This window comes from Streptomyces albofaciens JCM 4342 (genome assembly GCF_008634025.1).
Lineage (GTDB): Bacteria > Actinomycetota > Actinomycetes > Streptomycetales > Streptomycetaceae > Streptomyces > Streptomyces albofaciens.
Window position 1 is genome coordinate 143,507 of sequence record NZ_PDCM01000001.1, and the last position, 21,232, is coordinate 164,738.

The following is a 21,232-nucleotide window of genomic DNA, read 5'->3' on the forward strand; positions in this document are numbered from 1 at the left end:
GGCCCGACCGCCGTATCAGCATCGAGCGGAACCATCCGATCAGTTCGCAGCTCTTTCCCGATCAGTTCACAGCTCTTTGCGGAACTGCTCGGCCGCCTCCAGGAACAGATCCATCGCCGCCGTCTCGCCGATCGTCACGCGCACGCCTTCGCCCGGGAAGGGCCGCACGACCACGCCCGCCTTCTCGCACGCCGCCGCGAAGTCGAGCGTACGGTCGCCCAGCCGCAGCCAGACGAAGTTCGCGTGCGTCTCGGGGACCGTCCAGCCCTGCGCGGTCAGCGCCTCGCAGACCCGGGTCCGCTCCGTGACCAGCGCGTCGACCCGTTCCATCAGCGCGCCCTCGCTGCGCAGCGACGCGATCGCCGCCTCCTGCGCGAGCTGGCTCACGCCGAACGGAACGGCCGTCTTGCGCAGCGCCGCCGCCACCGGCTCATGGGCCACCGCGAAGCCGATCCGCAGGCCGGCGAGCCCGTACGCCTTGGAGAAGGTCCGCAGCACGCAGACGTTGGGGCGGTCGCGGTACAGGTCCAGGCCGTTCGGCACGTCCGCGTCACGGATGAACTCCTGGTACGCCTCGTCCAGGACGATCAGGATGTCGCTCGGCACCCGGTCCAGGAACGCCTCCAGCTCCGCCCGGCGGACAACGGTGCCGGTGGGGTTGTTGGGGTTGCAGACGAAGATCAGCCGGGTGCGGTCGGTTATCGCCGCGTACATGGCGTCCAGGTCGTGCACCTCACCGTAGGTCAGCGGGACCTGGACGGAGGTGGCACCGGCGACCTGGGTGACGATCGGGTACGCCTCGAAGGACCGCCACGCGAAGATCACCTCATCACCGGGCCCGGCCGTCGACTGGACCAGCTGCTGGGCCACGCCCACCGAGCCGGTGCCCGTCGCCAGGTGCTCGACGGGCACCGAGAAGTGCTCGGACAGCTCCGCCATCAGGCCCGCGCAGGACATGTCCGGGTAGCGGTTGAAGCTCCCCGCGGCGGTCACCGCGCTCTCCAGGACGCCGGGCAGCGGCGGGTAGGGGTTCTCGTTCGAGGACAGCTTGTACGTGACGGGGCCGCCCGCAGCAGCCGGCTTGCCGGGCTTGTAGGTAGGGATGCCGTCCAGCGCAGCGCGCAGCTTCGGGCTCTTCTCGCTCACCGCAAATTCCTCCTCGACCGTGCCGTCCGTCGCCAATACTGCACACCTTATGAGGATTGGCCCGTCAGGCGTAGGCCCTGTCCGATACGGAGGGGGAGATACCGGGCGGGAGGGGCGGCGGAGCGGCGGTTAGCGGACCGGTGACCGCCCCCACCGCCCGCCGCCGACCAAGATCGAGCCGTCCTCTGCCATGATCCGTACCGGGCCCACCGAAGATCGCCCCGCACCCCCGGCCCGGCCGTGCACGCCCTTGGGGAGCGCTCCTCCCTGCGTAACGCGCCGGTGGCTCGCGCCGTGGCGCGCATCCCTCGTGAAGGTGACTTGAGACCGCTTCGAGACCTGGACCAATCGGCAGGGGACTCCCGAGGACGCTCAATCAGGAACTGGCAGAACAGGCCAAACCCCTTCGTTTCCCAGGGCATTCGGGCCACACCACCGTGCAGAAACGTGCCTTTCCACTCTTGTACGCACCGCCCCGCGAAAGGACCGCCCGAGCCCTACTATCGGCTCGCCATGACAGCAGCAGGGAAGCACCAGGTGAGCCGGTCTACCGGTCGCCGGCTGGGGCGGGCAGGCATCCGGGACGTGGCCGCCGCAGCCGGGGTATCCATCACGACTGTCTCCGACGCGCTCAACGGCAAGGGCCGGCTTCCGGATGCCACCCGTCGCCACGTCCGCGAGGTGGCCGACCGGTTGGGCTACCGCCCTTCCGCCGCCGCCCGCACGCTCCGTACCGGCAAGTCAGGGCTCATCGGCCTGACCGTCACCACGTACGGGGATGAACCTTTCACCTTCACCGAATTCGCGTACTTCGCGGAAATGGCCAGAGCCGCCACCTCGGCGGCGCTCGCCCGCGGCTACGCCCTCGTCATCCTGCCCGCGACCTCCCGCCACGACGTCTGGTCGAACGTCGCCCTGGACGGCACCGTCGTCATCGATCCGGCCGACGGCGACCCCGTCGTCACGGAACTCGTCCGGCACGGCATCCCCGTCGTCTCCGACGGCCGCCCCGGCGGCACCCTCCCCGTGATGGGCTGGGTGGACAACGACCACGAGGCGGCCGTCCTGGGCCTCCTCGACCACCTCGCCGACGCCGGCGCCCGTCGCATCGGCCTGCTCACCGGCACCACCACCGACACCTACACCCGGCTCTCCACCACGGCGTACCTGCGCTGGTGCGAGCGGGTCGGGCAGGACCCGGTGTACGAGTCCTACCCCGCCCACGACCCGTGCGCGGGAGCGGTGGCGGCCGACCGGCTGCTGGCCCGCCCGGACCGCCCGGACGCGGTGTACGGCCTCTTCGACCCGAACGGCACCGACCTGCTCGCGGCGGCCAGACGCTACGGGCTGCGCGTCCCCGAGGACCTCCTGCTGGTCTGTTGCAGCGAGTCCACGGTCTACGCCACGACCGAGCCGCCGATCACCACCCTCTCCCTCAAGCCGCGCCGGATCGGCACGGCCGTCGTCCAGCTCCTCATCGACGCCATCGAAGGGCTGGACAGCGGGCGGCCGGTCGAGCAGGTGATACCGACGGACCTGATCGTGCGGACCTCCTCCCAGCGCAGGTCCACGCGTACGACCGTCAGCCCGCCGCGGGGGCCCGCCGGGGCTTGACCGTCACACGTTCGAGCGGCCGTACGGATGCGATTGACGCGTCCGTACGGCCGGAGGTTTGTGGCGGTGGTGACTGTTGCTGTGGCGGTGGCCCAACCCGCCCCGGCACACCCCCACCTGCCGCCCGCCTCCCCCGTACGAGATCGGCACGCCCGACGTACGGAAACAGCGCGCACACGTCGCGCCACCCCGCGCGCCCCCACCCCCCAGACGCCGCTCCGGCGCACCGCCCGGCCACTTCGCCATGTCGTACCACCGCCGTGCCGTCGGCCGGACACTCCCTCGACCGGGATAAAATCGGCACGAAAGCGGAGCAATCGGCAGCGAACGTCGGGGGTCGAGCGATTGACCACCCCCGGGTGCGTCACAAGCCGCGAGCGGCATTCCTATGATGGGCGCACGACACCACGGACCGCCGTCGACCAGGCAAGGTCCGCGAGGTGCACGGCGGCGCGACGGTGGAGGGGTCGATGACTCAGGGGGCCAGTGTGGGACCCATGGTGCGGACCATGCCGGCACAACCTCCGGCTCCGGCACAACCGCCTGCCCCGCCGGTTCCGCCGGCGCCCGCGGTCCCCCCGCCCCCGGGGATGCCGCCGGCCGCGTCGGCCGCGCCTGAGGCACCGCACGGCATGCCGCCCGAGTACACGCCCACCGAGCGCTCCCTCCCGGTGATCGGCGCTGGTGCCCCGGCCGGGCCCGGCCAGGCGACGGGCCGTACGGACCTGCCGCCCGTCACCCGTACGGACACCCTCATCGACCGCCCGACCGTCGACCTGACGGCCGTCCCCGAGTCGGCCGTACCGGCCGAGCAGCACAAGAAGGGCGGCGGTCCGCTGTACGTCGTCGGTGACGTGCACGGCTACTACGACGAGCTGCGCGAGGCGCTCGCCGCCGAAGGCCTCATCGACGCGGACGGCCAGTGGGCGGCGGGCAACGCCCGCCTGTGGTTCCTCGGCGACTTCACCGACCGCGGCCCGGACGGCATCGGCGTCATCGACCTCGTCATGCAGCTGTCCGCCGAGGCCGCGGCGGCCGGCGGCTACTGCAAGGCCCTGATGGGCAACCACGAGCTGCTGCTGCTGGGGGCCAAGCGGTTCGGCGACACCCCGGTGCAGTCCGGCGCCGGCACCGCGTCCTTCCAGGCCGCCTGGCTCCTCAACGGCGGCCAGAAGAGCGACATGGACCGCCTCCAGGACCACCACCTGCAGTGGATGGCCCGCCTGGACGCCGTGATGGAGGAGGACGGGCACCTGCTCGTGCACTCCGACACGACCGCCTACCTGGAGTACGGCGACTCCATCGAGGACGTCAACGACACCGTCCACGACGTCCTCACACGCAGCGACGCCGACGAGGTCTGGGACCTGTTCCGCAAGTTCACCAAGCGGTTCGCCTTCCGGGACGAGGAAGCGGGCCCGATGGCCGTCCGCGAACTCCTCGACACCTACGGCGGCGAGCGCGTGGTGCACGGCCACAGCCCGATCCCGTACCTCCTCGGCGAGGTCGGCGGCGAGGACGACGAGGGCGAGGGCGTCGCCGTCGAAGGACCGCACGTTTACGCCGACGGACTGGCCATCGCCATGGACGGCGGGGTCACCATGGCCGGAAAACTACTGGTCGTACAACTTCCCCTGACTGGCTGACCGTTATCCGGGCAGGGGTAGCGGCAGGTAGGGAAGTGGCGCAGCGGGGTCCGAGCTGGACAGGAGCGGTCCCTATTTCCGCAAACACCCTGTCACCCCGTGCCGGAGGCGCTCTACCATCGGTCTATCCGTAGCAGGCTCTCCTCCGTTTCCGCCCACTGCCCGGCCCACGCCGGCCTGTACGGCCCTACGGAGCATCGGGGGATGCACATGAACAGCGCTCCGCACCTGCTGAGCGAGGATCGCGCGGAATTCGCGCGGCTCCTCGACGAGGCGCTGCGCACCGCGGAATACCGGCCGGAAATGGTCTCCGCGGCGGGCAAGCACCTCAACACCGAGCAGTTGCGCACCATGGCGCTCAGCGCCACGTCCGCCATCGCCGCATGCGCGACGGCCGAATACCGACACTACGTACGGCTCCGCGACGAGCTGCGCGCTCCGGTACCCGCACCGGACGCCGACGGCGTGGAGGTCCACGAGGAGAAAGGCACACCGGCGGGTTCCCCGGGGATGGATCTCGCCACCTCCGTGAGCGAGGCGGCGGAATCCGCCGGTGCCGGGCTGGCCGCGTTGCTCGCGGTCCTCGCCCCGGTACTGGCGGGGATCGCCGCCCTGCTCTTCCTGATCATCGGATACGTCCTGCGGACCATCGGGACCGATCCGGCCGCCGCCCAGCCGATGATCAGCGTGGGCTGGGTCTTCGCGGCGCTCACCGCCGCGGGCGCCCTGATCGCCATGGCGAGCCTGGTCCACGCGGCCTGGCGCAACGGCTCGACCTCCCTGCGCGCACCACGCGGGGACGGCCGGGGCGGCCGCGCCAGGGAAGTGGAAGCCGCCCGGGACGCCTGGCGGCAGGCGCTCCTGGAGCGCGGGATACTGCCGTTCCTGCGTGAGGCCCTGACCGACCCGGCGACCGTCAACGGCCGCGACACGGCCCCGTACGTACCGCGTCGCGGCGTCGACGGCGGCAGCCGTATCCCGTCCCTGGGCTACTCGCGCCCCGACTTCACCAGCCCGGACGGCGGCCCGCCCGCCAGTCCCCGACCCCGCTTCACCAGCCCGGACTTCACCAGTCCCGATTACGGGGGGCCGGATCACCATCCTGAATAGCGCCCATCGAACAGACCGCCGGGGCCCGGCCTGGTGCCGGGCCCCCGTGGTGCGTGGGTCCGCCCAATGGCGATGATTCCAGGGTGTGTTCTTGCTTTGGAGGGCATGTTCCTGTTTCAGAGGACGTGTTCCTCTTTCAGGAGACGTGTGCCTCTTTCAGAAGGCATGTTCCCGTTTCCAGGGCGTGTTCCCGTTGAGGAACGGCTGCGCCAAGCCCCGGTGCCACCGACCCGGCGGCGGAAAACCTGAGCACCTCGGCTCGCCCGCCAAGAACTATCGTCACGACCATGGTCGAACACGATGCCCTCACCACCACCCGCGACGCCTACGATGCCGCTGCCACCACGTACGCACAACTGTTCAGCGACACGCTGCGGGACAGTCCCCTGGACCGCGCGATCTTGGGTGTCTTCGCCGAGGCCGTGCGGGCGAGTGGCGGCGGCCAGGTCGCGGACCTGGGGTGCGGGCCCGGCCATGTCACCGCTTACCTGGACGGGCTGGGGCTGGCGGCGTTCGGCGTCGACGCCTCGCCCGCGATGATCGAGTTGGCGCGGCAGGCTCGTCCGGACCTGCGCTTCGAGGTGGGTTCGATGGCCGCGTTGGACATCGCCGACGGCACACTGGACGGCGTACTGTCGCGCTGGTCCGTCATCCACACCCCGCCGAATGAAGTGCCGCTCATCTTGGCGGAGTTCAACCGTGTTCTGGCGCCTGGTGGCCACCTTCTGATCGGTTTCTCGGCGAGCGAGGATTCGTCCCATCCGACGCAGGTCTTCGATCACGCGGTCGCGCCGGCCTACCGGTGGTGGCCCGATCATCTCGCGGGGCTGCTGCGCACGGCCGGGTTGGCCGAGGTGGCCCGGATGGTGCGCGAGCCTCAGCCCACCGACCGGCGGCAGTTCCGTGAGGTGCAACTGCTCGCCCGTAAAGCCTGATCGGTGCGTACGTGAAGGCGGGAGGCCCTCGACGGGTGGAGGGCCTCCCGCTCCTCGCTCAGTCCGCCATCGGCAGGTACACCCTGTTGCCGCTGGCCGCGAACTCCTTGGACTTCTCCAGCATGCCCGCCTCGATCTCCTCCGGGGACACGCCTTCCGCACCGCCGAACTGCTCCGTGATGCTCCTGCTGATCTTCATGGAGCAGAACTTCGGGCCGCACATGGAACAGAAGTGGGCGGTCTTCGCCGGTTCCGCCGGCAGCGTCTCGTCGTGGAAGGCGCGGGCCGTGTCCGGGTCGAGGGCCAGGTTGAACTGGTCCTCCCAGCGGAACTCGAAGCGCGCGTCGGACAGGGCGTCGTCCCACTCCTGGGCGCCCGGGTGGCCCTTGGCCAGGTCCGCCGCGTGCGCCGCGATCTTGTACGTGATGACGCCGGTCTTCACGTCGTCCCGGTCCGGCAGGCCCAGGTGCTCCTTGGGCGTGACGTAGCAGAGCATCGCCGTACCCCACCACGCGATCATCGCCGCGCCGATGCCCGAGGTGATGTGGTCGTACGCGGGCGCGATGTCGGTGGTCAGCGGGCCGAGCGTGTAGAACGGGGCCTCCTCGCAGATCTCCTGCTGGAGGTCGACGTTCTCCTTGATCTTGTGCATCGGGACGTGTCCCGGGCCCTCGATCATCGTCTGTACGCCGTGCCGCTTGGCGATCGAGTTCAGCTCGCCCAGCGTGCGCAGCTCCGCGAACTGCGCCTCGTCGTTGGCGTCCGCGATGGAGCCGGGGCGCAGGCCGTCGCCGAGGGAGTACGTGACGTCGTAGGAGGCGAGGATGTCGCAGAGTTCCTCGAAGTGGGTGTAGAGGAACGACTCCTTGTGGTGCGCCAGGCACCACGCCGCCATGATCGAACCGCCGCGCGAGACGATGCCGGTCTTGCGGCGGGCGGTCAGGGGGACGTAGCGCAGCAGGACACCCGCGTGGACGGTCATGTAGTCCACGCCCTGCTCGGCCTGTTCGATGACCGTGTCCTTGTAGATCTCCCAGGTCAGCTCCTCGGCCTTGCCGTCCACCTTCTCCAGTGCCTGGTAGAGGGGGACGGTGCCGATGGGGACGGGGGAGTTGCGCAGCACCCACTCACGGGTGGTGTGGATGTTGCGGCCGGTGGACAGGTCCATGACCGTGTCGGCGCCCCAGCGGGTCGCCCAGGTCATCTTCTCCACCTCCTCCTCGATCGAGGAGGTGACGGCGGAGTTGCCGATGTTCGCGTTGACCTTCACCAGGAAGTTCTTGCCGATGATCATCGGCTCGATCTCCGGGTGGTTCACGTTGGCGGGCAGTACGGCCCGGCCGGCCGCGATCTCGTCCCGTACGAACTCGGGGGAGACGTTCTCGCGGATCGCGACGTACTCCATCTCCGCCGTGATCTCGCCCCGCCGCGCGTACGCGAGCTGGGTGACCGCGGCGCCGCCCCGGCCCCGGCGCGGCTGCCGGGGGCGGCCGGGGAAGACCGCGTCGAGGTTCTTCAGGCCGCCGCGCGGCGAGGTGTGCTTGAGGCCGTCGTCCTCGGGGCGGGGCGGCCGGCCCGCGTACTCCTCGGTGTCTCCGCGGCTGATGATCCAGTTCTCCCGCAGCGGCGCCAGGCCGCGGCGGACGTCCGTTTCGATGTGGGGGTCGGTGTACGGCCCTGACGTGTCGTAGAGCGTCACGTCCTTGCCGTTGGTGAGGTGCACACGGCGGACCGGGACCCGCAGGTCGGGCCGCGATCCGGTGAGGTAGCCCTTGTGCCAGCCGATCTCCTTGGCGGAGCCCTGGCCGTTTTCGGGCGTGCGTGCATCCTGCAGAGTCATGAAGACCCACTCCCTACGCCGGCATTACCCGGTAACAGGTTCGGCGGTCGACGCAGCGGTTCCCGTGACGGCGTCCCGGCGTCGGCCGGTCGTCCCGTACGGAGTTCAGCGCCCTCTCAGCCCGGTGCTCCGAGCTCCCGCGATTGCAAAGGTGCCACCACGGTAGCGGCCGGTGTGGCGCGGTGAACAGGGGGCCCTGCTGGTTCTTGCGATGATCGGGCGGTGACCAGCAACGAGCCCTCGCACTCCGCGCACCACCACGCTTCAGGTCAGGCGCACGGGCACGGCACGGATCCGCGGCACGACGTGCCGGGTGACGGCCGTGGGACCGACGCTCCCGGGGACGGTGCCCACGCCGCTCACCGACACGCCGCCGGCCATGGGCACCGCCACGCCCACGGTCATGGCCACAGTCATGGCCACGCCCCCGCCGCCCCCGTCTCCCGGCATCTGCGCAAGGTCATCGCCGCCGTACTGATCCCCTTCGCCGCCGCGGTGCTGGCCGGGCTGGTCGTGCTGTGGCCGGGCGGGGCGCCCGGCCACAAGCCGTCCGGTGTCGGCTTCGACCAGCCGACCGAGAAGGCGAAGGTGGTGAAGGTGGAGGAGGTGAACTGCGCGGACGTACACGCCCAACAGCAACAGCAACCTTCGCAGCAGCAACCGTCCTCACCCGGTGGCTCCCAGCGGCCCCAGCACTGCGAGCGGGCGGTCATCGAGGTGACGACCGGCAAGGACACCGGCCGGCGCTTCGAGTCGATCGTGACGCCGGACGCCACCCGCCACTACAAGGCCGGCCAGGGAGTCGTGGTCGCGTACGCGCCCAAGGCGCCCAAAGACCTTCAGTATTCGGTCACGGATGTGGATCGGACCGTCCCGATGTGGGTACTGGCCGCCATCTTCGCCGCAGCGGTGGTCGTCGTCGGTCGGCTGCGCGGCGTGCTCGCGCTCGTCGCCCTGGTCGTGAGCTTCGCGGTACTGACGCTGTTCATCCTCCCCGCCATCCTCCAGGGCTCGAACCCCCTGGTGGTCGCGGTGGTCGGGGGCAGCGCGATCATGCTGGTCGCCCTGTACATGTGCCACGGCCTGACGGCGCGCACATCCGTCGCCGTCCTGGGCACGCTCGTCTCCCTGCTGCTCATCGGCCTGCTCGGCTCGCTCTTCATCGGGTGGGCACTGCTGACCGGCAACACCGACGACCAGACCGGGCTGGTGCACGGCCTCTACCCGGACATCGAGATCCGCGGCCTGCTGCTGGCGGGCATCATCATCGGTTCACTGGGTGTGCTGGACGATGTGACCGTCACGCAGACCGCCGCGGTGTGGGAGCTGAAGGAGGCTGATCCGTCGGCGGGCTGGCGCAAGCTCTACTCCTCGGCGATGCGGATCGGGCGGGACCACATCGCGTCCGTCGTCAACACACTCGTACTCGCTTACGCGGGCGCCGCGCTGCCCCTGCTTCTGCTGTTCTCGATCGCACAGAGCAGTGTCGGTACGGTCGCCACGAGCGAGGTGGTCGCCGAGGAGATCGTCCGGACGCTGGTGGGCAGCATCGGCCTGGTCGCGTCCGTACCGCTGACCACGCTGCTGGCCGCGCTGGTCGTCTCGGCGGACCGGGACAGCGAGGGAGGCGGCACGTCCGGCGCGGGGCGGAAGGCCGGGCTTTCGGGGGCGGGGACGGAGACGGGGGCAGGGGCCAGGACGGGGGCGGGTACGGGACGGAGCGGTGCGGGCCACCGGTCCGTACTCGGTGGGCGGGGTGGGCGGGGTGGGCGCGGCAAGCGGCGGCGTGCACGATGACCCGGCCGGGCGGGTGACCGGCAACAGCCCGCGGTGGTACGGGGCCGGGCGGCCTGCTACGGCCCGCAGCCGCACGGAGGCGGACGGTCGGCGACGGCCCGTGGCCACACGGAGCCAGGCGGCCGGTCAGCGACGGCCCGTTGCCACAAGGAGCCAGGCGGCCGGTGACGGCCCGCCGATGCGCGGAGCCGGACGGCCGGTGACGGCCCGCCGACGCGCGGAGCCGGCCGGCCCACCGGCCGCCGTTCACCCCGCCTTCTGCGCCTCCGAAAGAATGCGGTCCAAAGTCGAGTCGAGCGTGTCGCACACCTCCTCCTCCCCGATCGGCACCAGTCGGTCCGTGCGGTCGAGGAAGGCCACCAACGGCGGGGCGCCGGCGCGGAACAGCGCGCGTTCGTCGCCCACCTGGAGGCCGATGAAGACGTCGCTGAGGTGCTCGGAGGAGGAGGGCCCGATGCGCACATCGCCCTCACCGGACGGCTTGCTCAGCCCGTCGAGCAGCAATTCCCGGCTGAACGCCCAGGTCACGGGCATATCACCAGGGAGGTCGAAGGTGAAGCTGACCGCATAGGGGTCCGCGGAATCGAAGTACAGCTCCACCGGAATACGGAAAGCGAGCTCCTCGGACACGAGGAAGCTCATGATCACTTCTGCCTGAACTGTGTCGGTCATCAACCTCTGCTCCGTACTCGGTCGGAGATGGCCAGGAATCGTCCCTCTTGGCCCTATTGACGCCATCGTCGGCCACATGCAAGCGGATCACAAGGAGTGATTTTTCAGATACTGATAGAGAAAGCGAGTGTCATCAGCGCCGCCTCCGCCATCCTGCGTAGTCGGCCGGTAACGCAGTGTAGCCGGTGAGCCTCTCTCGCGGGAAGAGAAATCGCCATGGTCGCGACCGCCGAACCGACCTGTATGGGAATCGCCGAGCATACTGTGCCCAAGGCATATTCCTGTTGTTCGTAGGCGACTTGGGCGCGGCGCACACTGTCCAGCCGGTGCAAAAGCTCGCCCCGGGACCGCACCGAATACGGAGTCAACGGCTGCACCGGATAACGCGCCAAATGGTCCTTCATGGCTTGCTCGTCGAGCTGCGCCAGCAGGCACTGGCCGATCGCGTGCGCGTGAGCCGTCGTACGAAAGTCCGCCCACTCCTCCACCGGCGGCCGCCGCTGATCGTCGGTGACGGCCACCACTTCCACCTCGCCCGCCCGGTACACGGCGAAGTAGACCGCGGCGTCGAGCTGTTTGCCCGCGACCGCCAGCGCGTCCGCGATATCGGTACGGCGGCAGCGCTCGGCACCCGCCCGCCCGATCGTGCCGGCGGCCTCCCCGTAGACGAACACACCGTTCTCGCGCCGCAGATAGCCCTCGTACGTCAGGGTCCGCAGCAAGTGGTACGTCGTGGGAAGCGGTAATCCCGCCTCTCTGGCCAGTTGTTTGGCGGGCGCGCCGGCGGAGTGCGCGCCCACCGCCTCCAGCAGGCGCAGGGCCCGCTGGACCGAGCCGATCAATGTCGGATGCGAAACGGATTCACCGTTCACCATTGCCAACGCCAACCCCCTGGTCGGGTCGTCGGGGCGCGAGTCGGCCCCGACGGCGGGAGCCGCTCCCACTTCGCCCGCGTATCCCAGGGAGCCCCGCTGTCGACGCCCGGCCCGGCCTTGCCTCACTCGCTGTTTTCCGGAACGTCATCGTCCGGAAGACGCCTGCGAACGGCACTCTAGCTTGGCAACTGGGGGCAGCAGGGGGTTGGTCGGTGAGTTGGTTCAGGCGGTGGGCCGACCAGAAATGGGGAACGCCCCGCTCCCAGGAGGGGCGGGGCGTACGGCTTGGGGAGGTGGGGGTGGGGGTGGAGGTGGTGGAGGTGGTGGAGGTGGTGGAGGTGGAGATGGTGGTGGAGGAGGTGGTGATTGGTAGAGGTGGTGGGGCGGAAGAGTGGGCGTACCGCCCGGTGCGGCAGCGGAGTCAGGCCCGCCCGCCGAAAGCGGAGCCGAGGACGGGCCCGGCGGACTCAGATTCTGGCCCCGGCCCGGGCCCCGGCCTCGGCCCGGCCCCCGACGTATCGCCCGGTCGTCCCGGCGGACTGCGTCACCATTCGCTCCGCGAGGAGCCCGGCGTTGCCCGCCCGGTCGTCTCGGCGGACTGCGTCACCACTCGCTCCGCCAGGAGCCCGGCGTTGCCCGCCCGGTCGTCCCGGCGGACTGCGTCACCACTCGCTCCGCCAGGAGCCCGGTGGCCTCCGTCACCATTCGCTCCGCGAGGAGGACGACGAGGAGCCCGTCAGCCTGCGCACCAGGTAGACGACACCGGCGATCAGCGCCACCGCGATGAGGATCTTGAAGAGCAGGCCGATCAGGAAGCCGACCGCACTGGCGATCAGGCTGCCGAACACCACCAGCAGGACGACGGGCACCACGACCCACGTCACCCACCACGGAAGTCCTGCGATTGTCCCCTTGCCGGCCATTGCTCTGCCCTGCTTTCTGCGTAGTCGCGCGTGTATCGCTGTGTCGCTGTGTCGCTTTGCCGATGTGATGCCTTGATCACGCGGTCCGTGGCCCGCGGTCCGTGGACCTGTTCAACGTCCCGCATTCGTAGTACGTGCCCGATGCCGTGCCGGGGGCCCGAAGCTCTGTTCCCCCTGCACCATCGATGCTAGGGCGGGGCACGGCGGAACGGACGCCGCGCGTCCCCGGCCCTCCCCTGAACCGTCCCTTACGGGTCCCCGGGGGCCCGCCTCAGCTTTCGGGCGGAGAAAAGACCACCATGACCCGCAGGTCCTCGCTGATGTGGTGGAACTTGTGCGGCACTCCGGCGGGCACGTAGACCACGCTGCCGCGCGCCACCGAGGTCGTCTCCATGCCGACGGTGATCGCCGCCCGGCCGCTTACGACCAGGTACACCTCGTCCTGGTTGTGCGGCTGCTGCGGGTCGACGCTGCCCGCGTCGAGTGCGTACAGCCCGACCGACATGTTGCGTTCCCGCAGGAACTGCAGATACGCGCCGTCGTTCGCGGCCCGCTCCGCTTCCAGTTCGTCGAGCCTGAAAGCCTTCATGCCTTTGGCACCCCTCGAAGAGTCCGTCTCGTCTGCGACGATCTCACCATGAAGAATTTCGTGGTCAAGACGATCGCCAATGCCGCGGCGCTTGCCGTGGCCATCTGGCTGTTGAAGGACATCACGCTGACCGGTGAGAACACCGGCCGCAAGGCGCTGACGCTGGTCCTGGTCGCGTTGATCTTCGGCGTGGTGAACTTCGTCGTCAAACCCGTGGTGAAGCTGCTGTCCTTCCCCCTCTTCATCCTCACCCTCGGCCTGATCACTCTCGTGATCAACGCGCTGATGCTGCTGCTCACATCGTGGCTGGCGGACAAATTCCACCTCGCCTTCCATGTGGAGGGCTTCTGGATCGCCGTACTGGGCGGCGTGATCATTTCGATCGTCTCCTGGGCGTTGCACGTGGTGCTGCCCGACGACCGGGACTGAAGCCCCGGGCCGGGGCCGGGGCCGAGACCCGCGGGGCGAGACCCGCGGGACGAGACGCCAAGACGCCGAGACGCCGAGCGAACGAAAACGACAGGGACCGATACGTGCACTCCCCGATAACCGACCCGGCATCCATAGCGACGCCGAAGCCGAAGCCATTGCCGATGCCGTCGCCTTTGCCGGAGCCGATGCCGTCGCCTTTGCCGGAGCCGATGTCGTCGCCGTCGCCGTCGCCGTCAGCGGTACGGGCTCCCTCGGCCGCCCGCCCCCGGCCGGCCACCGCCACCTCCCCGTACCGCGTCTGCTTCGTCTGCACCGGCAACATCTGCCGCTCCCCGATGGCCGAGGCCGTCTTCCGGGCCCGTATCGAGGAAGCCGGTCTCGACGGGCTGGTCGAGGTGGACAGCGCCGGCACCGGTGGCTGGCACGAGGGGGACGGCGCCGACCCGCGCACCGTCGCCGTCCTCCGCGCCGCCGGTTACGAGGAGGACCACAGCGCCCGGCAGTTCCGGGCCGACTGGTTCGGCCGGCTCGACCTCGTGATCGCACTGGACGACGGGCACCTGCGCGCCCTGCGCCGACTGGCGCCCACCGCCCACGACGCCGCCAAGGTGCGGCTGCTGCGCTCGTACGACCCGGCCGTGATGCCCGACGGCCCGGCCGCACAGCCCGCCGCGAGCTCTCACGGTGCCGCGCTCGCCCACGATCTGGACGTACCCGACCCGTACTACGGCGGCATGGCAGGGTTCGAGGAATGCCTGGAGATGGTCGAGGCCGCGAGCAAAGGGCTGCTGGTTGCGGTACGGGACGCGCTCGCCGCGCGGGGGCACCTCGATGGGGCGGCGTCGTAGGGCACGACGGTGCCTGTAGGCGCCCCGCTTTCCGCCGCGAGCATCCCGGTCGCCGCGGAGGACGTGCCGTAAGTCCGGAGCACCGGCCCCGGCAGGCCCGTATTCACAAGGAGGCAAGCGCATGACAGGCGACAGCACACGCTCCGTACGGGCCGGACTCCCGGCGCCCGAGGCGTACGAGCCGGCCCTCCCCGGCCCGGTCTTCGCCGCGCACTACCACCTGCCCGGCGACCCCACCGGCCCATACACCTACGGCCGCGATTCCAACCCCACCTGGACCCGGCTGGAGGCGGCCATCGGCGAGCTGGAGTCCCCCGACGAGGCCGCGCACACCGTGTCCTTCGCCTCCGGGATGGCCGCCATCTCCGCCGTCCTCTTCTCCTGCCTGCGCAGCGGCGACACCGTCGTGCTCCCGAACGACGGCTATCAGCTGCTGCCCGCGGTGCGCGAGCGCCTGGAGAGTTACGGCATCGAGGTCCGCACGGCGCCCACCGCGGGCGACGCGCAGCTCGGCGTGCTCGACGGCGCCCGGCTGCTGTGGATCGAGACGCCTTCCAACCCCGGCCTGGACGTCTGCGACATCCGGCGGCTGGCCGAGGCCGCGCACGCGCGCGGCGCCCTGGTCGCCGTCGACAACACCCTGGCCACCCCGCTCGGCCAGCGCCCGCTGGATCTTGGCGCCGACTTCTCGGTGGCCAGCGGCACCAAGGCGCTGACCGGCCACGGCGACGTGCTCCTCGGGTACGTCACCACCCGCGACCCGGCGCTCGCCGACTCCGTACGGATGTGGCGCAAGACCGTCGGCGCGATTCCCGGCCCGATGGAGGCGTGGCTGGCCCACCGTTCCCTCTCGACGCTCGCCCTGCGGGTGCGCCAGCAGTCCGCCGGGGCGCTGGCGCTCGCGGCGGCGCTGCGCGAACGCCCCGAGGTCACGGGCCTGCGGCACCCCGGGCTGCCGTCCGACCCCGCGCACGAGCAGGCCGTACGGCAGATGCGCGAGGGCCGCTTCGGCTCCGTGGTCTCCTTCACGCTGCCCGACCGCGCCCACGCGGAACGCTTCCTGGCCGCGCTGACCCTCGTGGACGACGCGACGAGCTTCGGCGGCGTACGGTCCGCCGCGGAGCGGCGCGGGCGGTGGGGCGGCGACGCGGTGCCGGAAGGATTCATCCGCTTCTCGGTCGGCGTGGAGGAGCCGGCGGACCTGATCGCGGACGTGCTGGGGGCACTGGACGCTGCGCTGGACGCGGCGCTGGACACCGGTCGGGATGCGGGACACCGCTGACGCGTTCCCCAGGAGCCCCCGGGCCCTACGGCCGGACCTCGTCCGCCAGACCTCGCCCGCCGGTCCTCAACCGCCGGGCCTCAGCCGCCCAGTTCTCGACCGGCCGAACCTCACCCACCCCGGTCCGTACCAACGCCGCTACGTAAAGCGGGCTGGCAGGGTATCCCCCCTCGGCACCCTGCCAGCCCCGGTTCGCAGCATGACGAACCGCGCAGACAAGGCTAGTTGACTCAGCGTCAGTGTCCAATCACGCTGACGACACAGCCCTATCGACATATTTATAGTTTGGCGGGCGCCGACGGTGCCGGAGCGGAAGGAGGTACAGATGGACCTTGCTTTATTACGTACGTTCGTCACGGTGCACAGAGCGGGCTCCTTCACCCGCGCCGCCGCCCTGCTGGGCCTCTCCCAGCCCGCCGTGACCAGCCAGATACGGAGCCTGGAGCGGCAGTTGGGACGCCCGCTCTTCCTCCGCAAGGCCCGTGGCGTCACCCCCACCACCGTCGGCGACGAACTCGCCCACAAGGTGGCTCCCCACCTGGACGCGCTCACCGAGATCACCGAAGCCGGACTCGACGAGGAGTCCGCCATCCGCACACTGCACCTCGCCGGGCCGCCGGAATTCACCTCCCAGCGCGCGTTACCGGCCCTCACCCCGCTCATAGACCAAGGCCTGTGCGTACGAACCGCCTTCGGATCAGCGGACGAGCTGCTGTCCGGCCTCGCCGACGGCCATCACGACCTCGCCATCACCACCACCCGGCCCCGCGGCACCCTGCTCACCGCGACACCGCTGTGCGACGAGGAGCACGTCCTGATAGCCGCGCCCCGCTGGGCGGCGCGGCTCGGCGGCCCGGCGGTCGTCCAGTCCAAGGGCGTGCGCGCGCTCGATCCCGTACCGCTCGTCGAGGTCCACGAGAGCCTGCCGCTGGTTTCCCGGTACTGGACCGCCGTCTTCGACGCCCCGCCCGCGGCCTCCGCGACCGTCATAGTCTCGGATCTACGGGCGGTCCTGGCATGCGTGACGGCGGGCGCGGGCCTCGCGGTGTTACCCCGGTACCTGTGCGCCGACGCCCTCGGAAGCGGCGAGGTCGTCGCCCTCCTCGACCCGCCCGTACCGCCCTTGCGCACATACTTCCTGGCCACCCGGGCGGGCACGCTGGCACTGCCGCACATCGCGCGCCCACATGAGTGGCTGCTGCGGGCAGCGGTGGACTGGTGAGGTCAACCGGACCGGTCGCCACTCACCCGCGTTCCGTCCGCGTCTCGTCCGCATCTCGTCCCGTGTCTCGTCCGCGTCCGGTCCGCGTCCGGTCCGCGTCCGGTTCGCGACCCGTCCGCGTCCGGTCCACGTCCGGTCCGCGACCCGTCCGCGCCGTGGCGGGCTGGTGGGACGGTGGTTTCACCACGCCCCTGCTGCGGCATCTGTCCCGTATGACCGTACGGCCAGTCGTCAAACGCACCGCCCGCGCGATCCTGCTCGACGGTGCGGACATCGTCCTGATCAAGCGCACCAAGCCGGGCCGGGCCCCGTATTGGATCACTCCCGGCGGCGGCGTCGAGCCGGAGGACGCCACGGTCGTGGACGCCCTGCACCGCGAACTCCACGAGGAACTGGGCGCCAAGGTCACCGACGTCGTCCCGGTCTTCGTGGACACGGTCGAGCACATCAGTGAGGGCGGGGTGGACGGCGTCAAAGTGCAGCACTTCTTCGTCTGCCGGCTGGAATCCATGGATCCCGCCCTGCGGCACGGCCCGGAGGTGGAGGAGCCTTGCGGCCAGTACGAGATCGTGCGCGTACCGTTCACGCGGGTGGGCATCGCCTCGGCCGAGGTCGTCCCGCTGTCGCTGCGCCACTACCTCGACGGCAACATCGAGGGCGTACGCGCGATGCACGCGCCTGACCTGGGGTGACGTAGGGATACGCCCTGGCCGGGCCAGTCGTACCGGCGCCGCCCGCCCTACCCGAACCAGCCCCGGAACTCATCGTCCGAGCCACCCGTCGCCCCCCGGTTCCGAGCCCGCGCGAGCACCCGCTCGACCTCGCGTTCCACTTCCTCCCGAACCTCACGGGACCGCGGGCGGGGACTGATCGCGGGGCGGCGGGATGCGGTCTCCTGACGGACACCGGGTGGTTGCGGGTTGCGTGGGGCTTGAGGGACGGGTGGCGCTAGAGGGGGGCCGGGAGCCTGACGAGGGGCGGGTGCCTGACGGCTATCGGGAGCCTGGCGCGTGCCGGGCGCCTGACGCGCGCCGAGCGCCTGGTGGGTGCCGGACTCAGACCGCGCATCCTCACCTCTCGGGGGCCGTTCCCCACGCCCTTCAGTCTCCCCCCGCGCTCCAGCCTCCCGCTGCACTTCACTTTCCTGCTGCGCCTCAGCCTCCCGCTGCGCTTCAGCCGCCCGCTGTCCTTCAGCCTCCCGCTGCGCTTCAGCCGCCCGCTGCGCTTCAGCCTCCCCGCATGCTGGGCCCCTCCTCCGAGAGGCCGCCTCCGCCGCCGCTCCGAAGAAGTCGCCGCCCTTGCGCTTGGCATCGTCCGTTCCCCAGGCTCGGGGCCCGCTCGCCTGCCGGGGCACCTTCTGCAGGTGCGGGATGTGCTTGGCGCAGTGAATATACGTTTCCTCAACCGCGACCTCGACCCACAGCTGGGCCCGTCGGCCCGGTACCGGATCGACGGGCAGGTACGGGTGCCGCTCCCGCATCTCGTCGTCCATGACCACCCGCGCCCGGCCGTTGACGTGCAGACCGATGCGGTCATGGGTGAAGTCGATCATCAGGATGCCGAGGTTCGGGTTCTCGGAGATATTGCCGATCGACGCCATGACGCCGTTGCCGCGATACTCCGGGTACGCGATCGTGCGCTCGTCCAGGACCTGGACGAACCCGGGCGGCCCGGCCCGGAACGTGGAGTCACACTCGCCGTGCCGATCGGCCGTCGCCAGGAAGAACATCTCCTGGCGGCCCACGAACTCCCGCATCCGGGCGTTGAGATGGTCCAGCACCTGATCGTCATAGAAGCGGTCGGCGCGGTCGGTGGTGCCCATCCGCTGCTGCACCAGATGCTCACCGTCACTGCCCGGCCGCGCCCCCCGTACGCCCGTCCCGGGCTCCGCGACGGGTCCCGTACCGGGATCCGTGACCGGTTCCGTGCCGGGTTCCGTGCCGGGTTCCGTGACCGGTTCCGTGCCGGGTTCCGTGACCGGTTCCGTGCCGGGATCCGTGACCGGTTCCGTACCGGGATCCGTGACCGGTTCCGTACCGGGATCCGTAACGGGTTCCGTAAGGGGCTCGGTTCCTGGCTCGGTGACTGGGTCCGCGCCGGGCTCCGTACCCACGCCTGACCCGACCAGCCCATACGTATCGGATGCCCCAGGCACACCACTGGACACACCGGCCCTATCGGACACACCGGCCCTACCGGACGCCCCAACTGCACCGGTCGAATCAGCCGCATCGGGCCCTTCTGCCACCTCAGCAGCTTCTGCCACCTCAGCCACGTCAGTCACATCAACCGCATGAGCGACACCAGTCGCGCCGTGAACTCCGTTCCTCCCCCTGGTCTCGGTCGCCACCCCCAAAACCCTGGCCGCCCGCAGCTCTCCATAGGCCGTCTCTCCATAGGCCGTCGAGCCGTCTCCGCTCTGTGCCGCCAAGCCGTACTCACCATGTGTCGTCAATGCTCAATCTCCCGCCGCGACCAGCTCTTCCACGGAGTCGTGCCGTATGCGGTCGGAGGGAATACCGACCCCCACCAACGCGTCCACGCCGTTTCGGATCATTCCGGGCGGCCCGGACAAGTAGGCGTCATACTCCCACCAAGGCCCGTACTGACGCACTGCGTCCGGGAGTTGACCACTGAGGCCGTTGCGCGTCCCGCCGGCCCGGCCGGTGGCGACGACCGTGCGCACGGACAGCCACGGATGCCTGTGTTCCAGCCGCAGCATCGTGTCCAGGTCGTAGAGGTCATGGTCGCTTCGGGCGCCGTAGAAGACCTCCATCGGGCGCCGGTGCCCCCGCTCGGCCACGTCCTCGATCAAAGCCTTGATCGGCGCGATTCCCGTACCGCCGCCGAGGCACAGCAGGCCGTTGTCAGTGGTGTGGTCTACGGTCATGGAACCGGATGGGGGACCGAGCCGGATGACATCGCCGGGGCGGGCGCGATGGACCATGGCGTTGGAGACCCACCCGGCCGGCACGGCTTTCACATGGAAGGAGAGCAGGCCGTCGGAGCGGGGCGCCGCGGCAAAGGAGTAGTGCCGCCACACGCGCGGCCACCAGGGGGTCTCAACGCTGGTGTACTGACCGGCGAGGAAGGGGTACGGCTGGTCCGGTCGTACGGTCACGACCGCGATGTCCGGCGTACGCAGCTCGTGCGAGACGACCTCTGCCTGCCACCAGGCGGGGGCCACCGACTCGTCCTCGGCAGCCGCGTCGATCATGACCTGCGAGATCTTGGTGTACGCCCGCACCCAGGCGCCTTCGGCATCCGGGCCCCAGGTGGGGGCGTAGCGGGCGAGTGCGCTGAGCAGGCATTCGCCGACGGCTGGGTAGTGCTCGGGCCGGGTGCCGTACTTCCGGTGGCCACGCCCGAGATGGGAGAGGTACTCAGTGAGGTAGGCCGTGTCGTCGACGTTCCTGACGGAGGTGAGCAACGCCTTGAACAACCGGTCACGTTGGGCGTCCATCGCGGCGGGAAAGAGCGCCCGCAGATCGGGATGGCGCACGAACAGCAGCGCGTAGAAGTACGAGGTGACCTTGTCCGCCACGGGCTCGATCTCATCCAGAGTCCGCCGGACGATCATCACATCGGCCGAGTCACCGGAGCCCGGCCCAGCGCTGCCGACTGACGGGGCCGCCCCAGTGGGCGAGGGAGGCGCACCTGCGGAAGGCGGAGCCACACCCGCCGACGGGGCGACTGTGCCCGCCTGCGCGGGGCCTGAGACGGTGGCGGGGGTGGAGGAGGTGGAGGTGGAGGTGGGCGGGTGGGTAGGGGGAAAGGGAGAAAAGGCCCCAGCCCCAGCCCCCGCCGCATCCCCACCCCATCTCCCCGCGCCCTCATGGCCGCCCCCGCGCTGGTGCTCGTGCGCGTGCTGGCGCTGGCGCCCACGCATTTCCTCAGCCGTCCGCCCAGGTATGTGATCGAGCGTGCCCCGGGGGGCCTGATCATCCGTGTGTCCCGGTGCCCGTTCGCGTTCCGCTGCCGTGCCCACGGGCCTTATGGAGCTGACCGGTCGGCTGGGCATCCGGCCCCGGTCGTCGTGCTCATCACCCCCCGCACTCCGCACAACGCCACGCTGTGCAGTTCCACCCTGTTCGGGTCCACCCGCAGCCCCGCCGCGTACAGCGTGGTCACGTACAGCGTCGTCACATACACCGTGACTGCCCGCCGCGCCGTCACCGCCGCCCCGCTGCACATGCGCACCGTGCGCGCCCTGCGCGCCCTGCGCGCTCCATGCGTTGTTGCCGCCGGTGGTGTTACTGGCGTACGGCCCGGTACGCCCCCCGGAAGCGCCACGACCATCG

General features: G+C 70.4%; 18 protein-coding genes. 10 read left to right on the plus strand and 8 right to left on the minus strand.

The genetic code is table 11. The features are described from left to right. Positions 1 to 66: 66 nt before the first annotated feature. Positions 67 to 1,146: a histidinol-phosphate transaminase gene (gene hisC, locus CP973_RS00770; RefSeq protein WP_150236662.1), complete on the minus strand. Its 1,080-nt coding sequence runs from the start codon at positions 1,144 to 1,146 to the stop codon at positions 67 to 69. A gap of 513 nt (positions 1,147 to 1,659) precedes the next feature. On the opposite strand from hisC, the gene CP973_RS00775 reads away from it, so the two are divergent. The 4 genes from CP973_RS00775 to CP973_RS00790 all read left to right on the plus strand — a co-directional run bounded on the left by CP973_RS00775 (position 1,660) and on the right by CP973_RS00790 (position 6,451). Beyond that, a complete protein-coding gene (locus CP973_RS00775) occupies positions 1,660 to 2,760 on the plus strand; it encodes a LacI family DNA-binding transcriptional regulator (protein ID WP_030665397.1) in 1,101 nt (366 codons plus the stop codon). 497 nt (positions 2,761 to 3,257) lie between these two features. Then, a complete protein-coding gene (locus CP973_RS00780) occupies positions 3,258 to 4,406 on the plus strand; it encodes a metallophosphoesterase (RefSeq protein ID WP_150236664.1) in 1,149 nt (382 codons plus the stop codon). A 204-nt stretch (positions 4,407 to 4,610) separates the two neighbouring features. Further along, positions 4,611 to 5,516, plus strand: a complete 906-nt coding sequence (locus CP973_RS00785) for a hypothetical protein (protein ID WP_150236666.1) — start codon at positions 4,611 to 4,613, stop codon at positions 5,514 to 5,516. 287 nt (positions 5,517 to 5,803) lie between these two features. After that, positions 5,804 to 6,451, plus strand: a complete 648-nt coding sequence (locus tag CP973_RS00790) for a class I SAM-dependent methyltransferase (RefSeq protein WP_150236668.1) — start codon at positions 5,804 to 5,806, stop codon at positions 6,449 to 6,451. A 58-nt stretch (positions 6,452 to 6,509) separates the two neighbouring features. Here CP973_RS00790 and thiC read toward each other — a convergent pair whose 3' ends face one another. Next, entirely contained in the window at positions 6,510 to 8,291 is a 1,782-nt protein-coding gene (gene thiC, locus CP973_RS00795) for a phosphomethylpyrimidine synthase ThiC (RefSeq protein WP_150236669.1), read from the minus strand. Between the two features lie 222 nt (positions 8,292 to 8,513). Between thiC and CP973_RS00800 the strand changes: the two genes are divergently transcribed. After that, complete coding sequence (locus tag CP973_RS00800) at positions 8,514 to 10,088, plus strand: YibE/F family protein (protein ID WP_150236671.1); 1,575 nt, start codon at positions 8,514 to 8,516, stop codon at positions 10,086 to 10,088. Positions 10,089 to 10,334: 246 nt separating this feature from the next. On the opposite strand, the gene CP973_RS00805 is transcribed toward CP973_RS00800, so the two are convergent. The 4 genes from CP973_RS00805 to CP973_RS00825 all read right to left on the minus strand — a co-directional run bounded on the left by CP973_RS00805 (position 10,335) and on the right by CP973_RS00825 (position 13,147). Further along, the gene (locus tag CP973_RS00805) at positions 10,335 to 10,760 is read right to left on the minus strand and encodes an SsgA family sporulation/cell division regulator (RefSeq protein WP_150236673.1); all 426 of its coding nucleotides are present in this window, start codon (positions 10,758 to 10,760) and stop codon (positions 10,335 to 10,337) included. A gap of 104 nt (positions 10,761 to 10,864) precedes the next feature. Beyond that, the gene (locus CP973_RS00810; protein WP_150242934.1) at positions 10,865 to 11,635 is read right to left on the minus strand and encodes an IclR family transcriptional regulator; all 771 of its coding nucleotides are present in this window, start codon (positions 11,633 to 11,635) and stop codon (positions 10,865 to 10,867) included. 698 nt (positions 11,636 to 12,333) lie between these two features. Then, on the minus strand, positions 12,334 to 12,558 hold the full coding sequence (locus CP973_RS00820) for a DUF5326 family protein (RefSeq protein ID WP_150236676.1): 225 nt from the start codon (positions 12,556 to 12,558) through the stop codon (positions 12,334 to 12,336). A 271-nt stretch (positions 12,559 to 12,829) separates the two neighbouring features. After that, complete coding sequence (locus tag CP973_RS00825; RefSeq protein WP_150236678.1) at positions 12,830 to 13,147, minus strand: cupin domain-containing protein; 318 nt, start codon at positions 13,145 to 13,147, stop codon at positions 12,830 to 12,832. A gap of 48 nt (positions 13,148 to 13,195) precedes the next feature. On the opposite strand from CP973_RS00825, the gene CP973_RS00830 reads away from it, so the two are divergent. The 5 genes from CP973_RS00830 (at position 13,196) to CP973_RS00850 (ending at position 17,623) form a co-directional block, all read left to right on the plus strand. Continuing rightward, on the plus strand, positions 13,196 to 13,576 hold the full coding sequence (locus CP973_RS00830) for a phage holin family protein (protein WP_150236680.1): 381 nt from the start codon (positions 13,196 to 13,198) through the stop codon (positions 13,574 to 13,576). Positions 13,577 to 13,914: 338 nt separating this feature from the next. Next, positions 13,915 to 14,427, plus strand: a complete 513-nt coding sequence (locus tag CP973_RS00835; protein ID WP_244409675.1) for a low molecular weight protein-tyrosine-phosphatase — start codon at positions 13,915 to 13,917, stop codon at positions 14,425 to 14,427. Positions 14,428 to 14,548: 121 nt separating this feature from the next. Next, entirely contained in the window at positions 14,549 to 15,709 is a 1,161-nt protein-coding gene (locus tag CP973_RS00840) for a cystathionine gamma-lyase (protein WP_150236684.1), read from the plus strand. A gap of 325 nt (positions 15,710 to 16,034) precedes the next feature. Further along, positions 16,035 to 16,931 (plus strand): LysR family transcriptional regulator, encoded by an 897-nt coding sequence (locus CP973_RS00845; RefSeq protein ID WP_150236686.1) that lies wholly within the window; start codon positions 16,035 to 16,037, stop codon positions 16,929 to 16,931. 212 nt (positions 16,932 to 17,143) lie between these two features. After that, entirely contained in the window at positions 17,144 to 17,623 is a 480-nt protein-coding gene (locus CP973_RS00850; RefSeq protein WP_150242936.1) for an NUDIX domain-containing protein, read from the plus strand. A 47-nt stretch (positions 17,624 to 17,670) separates the two neighbouring features. Here the strand turns inward: CP973_RS00850 and CP973_RS41720 are convergent, their stop codons facing one another. Both CP973_RS41720 and CP973_RS00860 read right to left on the minus strand, forming a co-directional pair. Beyond that, positions 17,671 to 18,753 carry a pyridoxamine 5'-phosphate oxidase family protein gene (locus CP973_RS41720; RefSeq protein ID WP_425281920.1) on the minus strand — a complete coding sequence of 361 codons (1,083 nt, stop codon included), beginning with the start codon at positions 18,751 to 18,753 and terminating at the stop codon, positions 17,671 to 17,673. A 636-nt stretch (positions 18,754 to 19,389) separates the two neighbouring features. Next, the gene (locus tag CP973_RS00860; protein ID WP_425281981.1) at positions 19,390 to 20,994 is read right to left on the minus strand and encodes a globin domain-containing protein; all 1,605 of its coding nucleotides are present in this window, start codon (positions 20,992 to 20,994) and stop codon (positions 19,390 to 19,392) included. Positions 20,995 to 21,232 lie beyond the last annotated feature (238 nt).

Bases quoted from the DNA above. Each gene is read 5' to 3' on its own strand.
- CP973_RS00835 (WP_244409675.1), top strand. From the start codon at position 13,915: ATGGCCGAGGCCGTCTTCCGGGCCCGTATCGAGGAAGCCGGTCTCGAC.
- CP973_RS00780 (WP_150236664.1), top strand. From the start codon at position 3,258: ATGGTGCGGACCATGCCGGCACAACCTCCGGCTCCGGCACAACCGCCT.
- CP973_RS00805 (WP_150236673.1), bottom strand. From the start codon at position 10,760: ATGACCGACACAGTTCAGGCAGAAGTGATCATGAGCTTCCTCGTGTCC.
- CP973_RS00830 (WP_150236680.1), top strand. From the start codon at position 13,196: ATGAAGAATTTCGTGGTCAAGACGATCGCCAATGCCGCGGCGCTTGCC.
- CP973_RS00840 (WP_150236684.1), top strand. From the start codon at position 14,549: ATGACAGGCGACAGCACACGCTCCGTACGGGCCGGACTCCCGGCGCCC.
- CP973_RS00845 (WP_150236686.1), top strand. From the start codon at position 16,035: ATGGACCTTGCTTTATTACGTACGTTCGTCACGGTGCACAGAGCGGGC.
- CP973_RS00850 (WP_150242936.1), top strand. From the start codon at position 17,144: ATGACCGTACGGCCAGTCGTCAAACGCACCGCCCGCGCGATCCTGCTC.
- CP973_RS00785 (WP_150236666.1), top strand. From the start codon at position 4,611: ATGCACATGAACAGCGCTCCGCACCTGCTGAGCGAGGATCGCGCGGAA.
- thiC (WP_150236669.1), bottom strand. From the start codon at position 8,291: ATGACTCTGCAGGATGCACGCACGCCCGAAAACGGCCAGGGCTCCGCC.
- CP973_RS00810 (WP_150242934.1), bottom strand. From the start codon at position 11,635: ATGGTGAACGGTGAATCCGTTTCGCATCCGACATTGATCGGCTCGGTC.
- CP973_RS00820 (WP_150236676.1), bottom strand. From the start codon at position 12,558: ATGGCCGGCAAGGGGACAATCGCAGGACTTCCGTGGTGGGTGACGTGG.
- CP973_RS00775 (WP_030665397.1), top strand. From the start codon at position 1,660: ATGACAGCAGCAGGGAAGCACCAGGTGAGCCGGTCTACCGGTCGCCGG.
- CP973_RS00825 (WP_150236678.1), bottom strand. From the start codon at position 13,147: ATGAAGGCTTTCAGGCTCGACGAACTGGAAGCGGAGCGGGCCGCGAAC.
- CP973_RS00790 (WP_150236668.1), top strand. From the start codon at position 5,804: ATGGTCGAACACGATGCCCTCACCACCACCCGCGACGCCTACGATGCC.
- CP973_RS41720 (WP_425281920.1), bottom strand. From the start codon at position 18,753: ATGGGCACCACCGACCGCGCCGACCGCTTCTATGACGATCAGGTGCTG.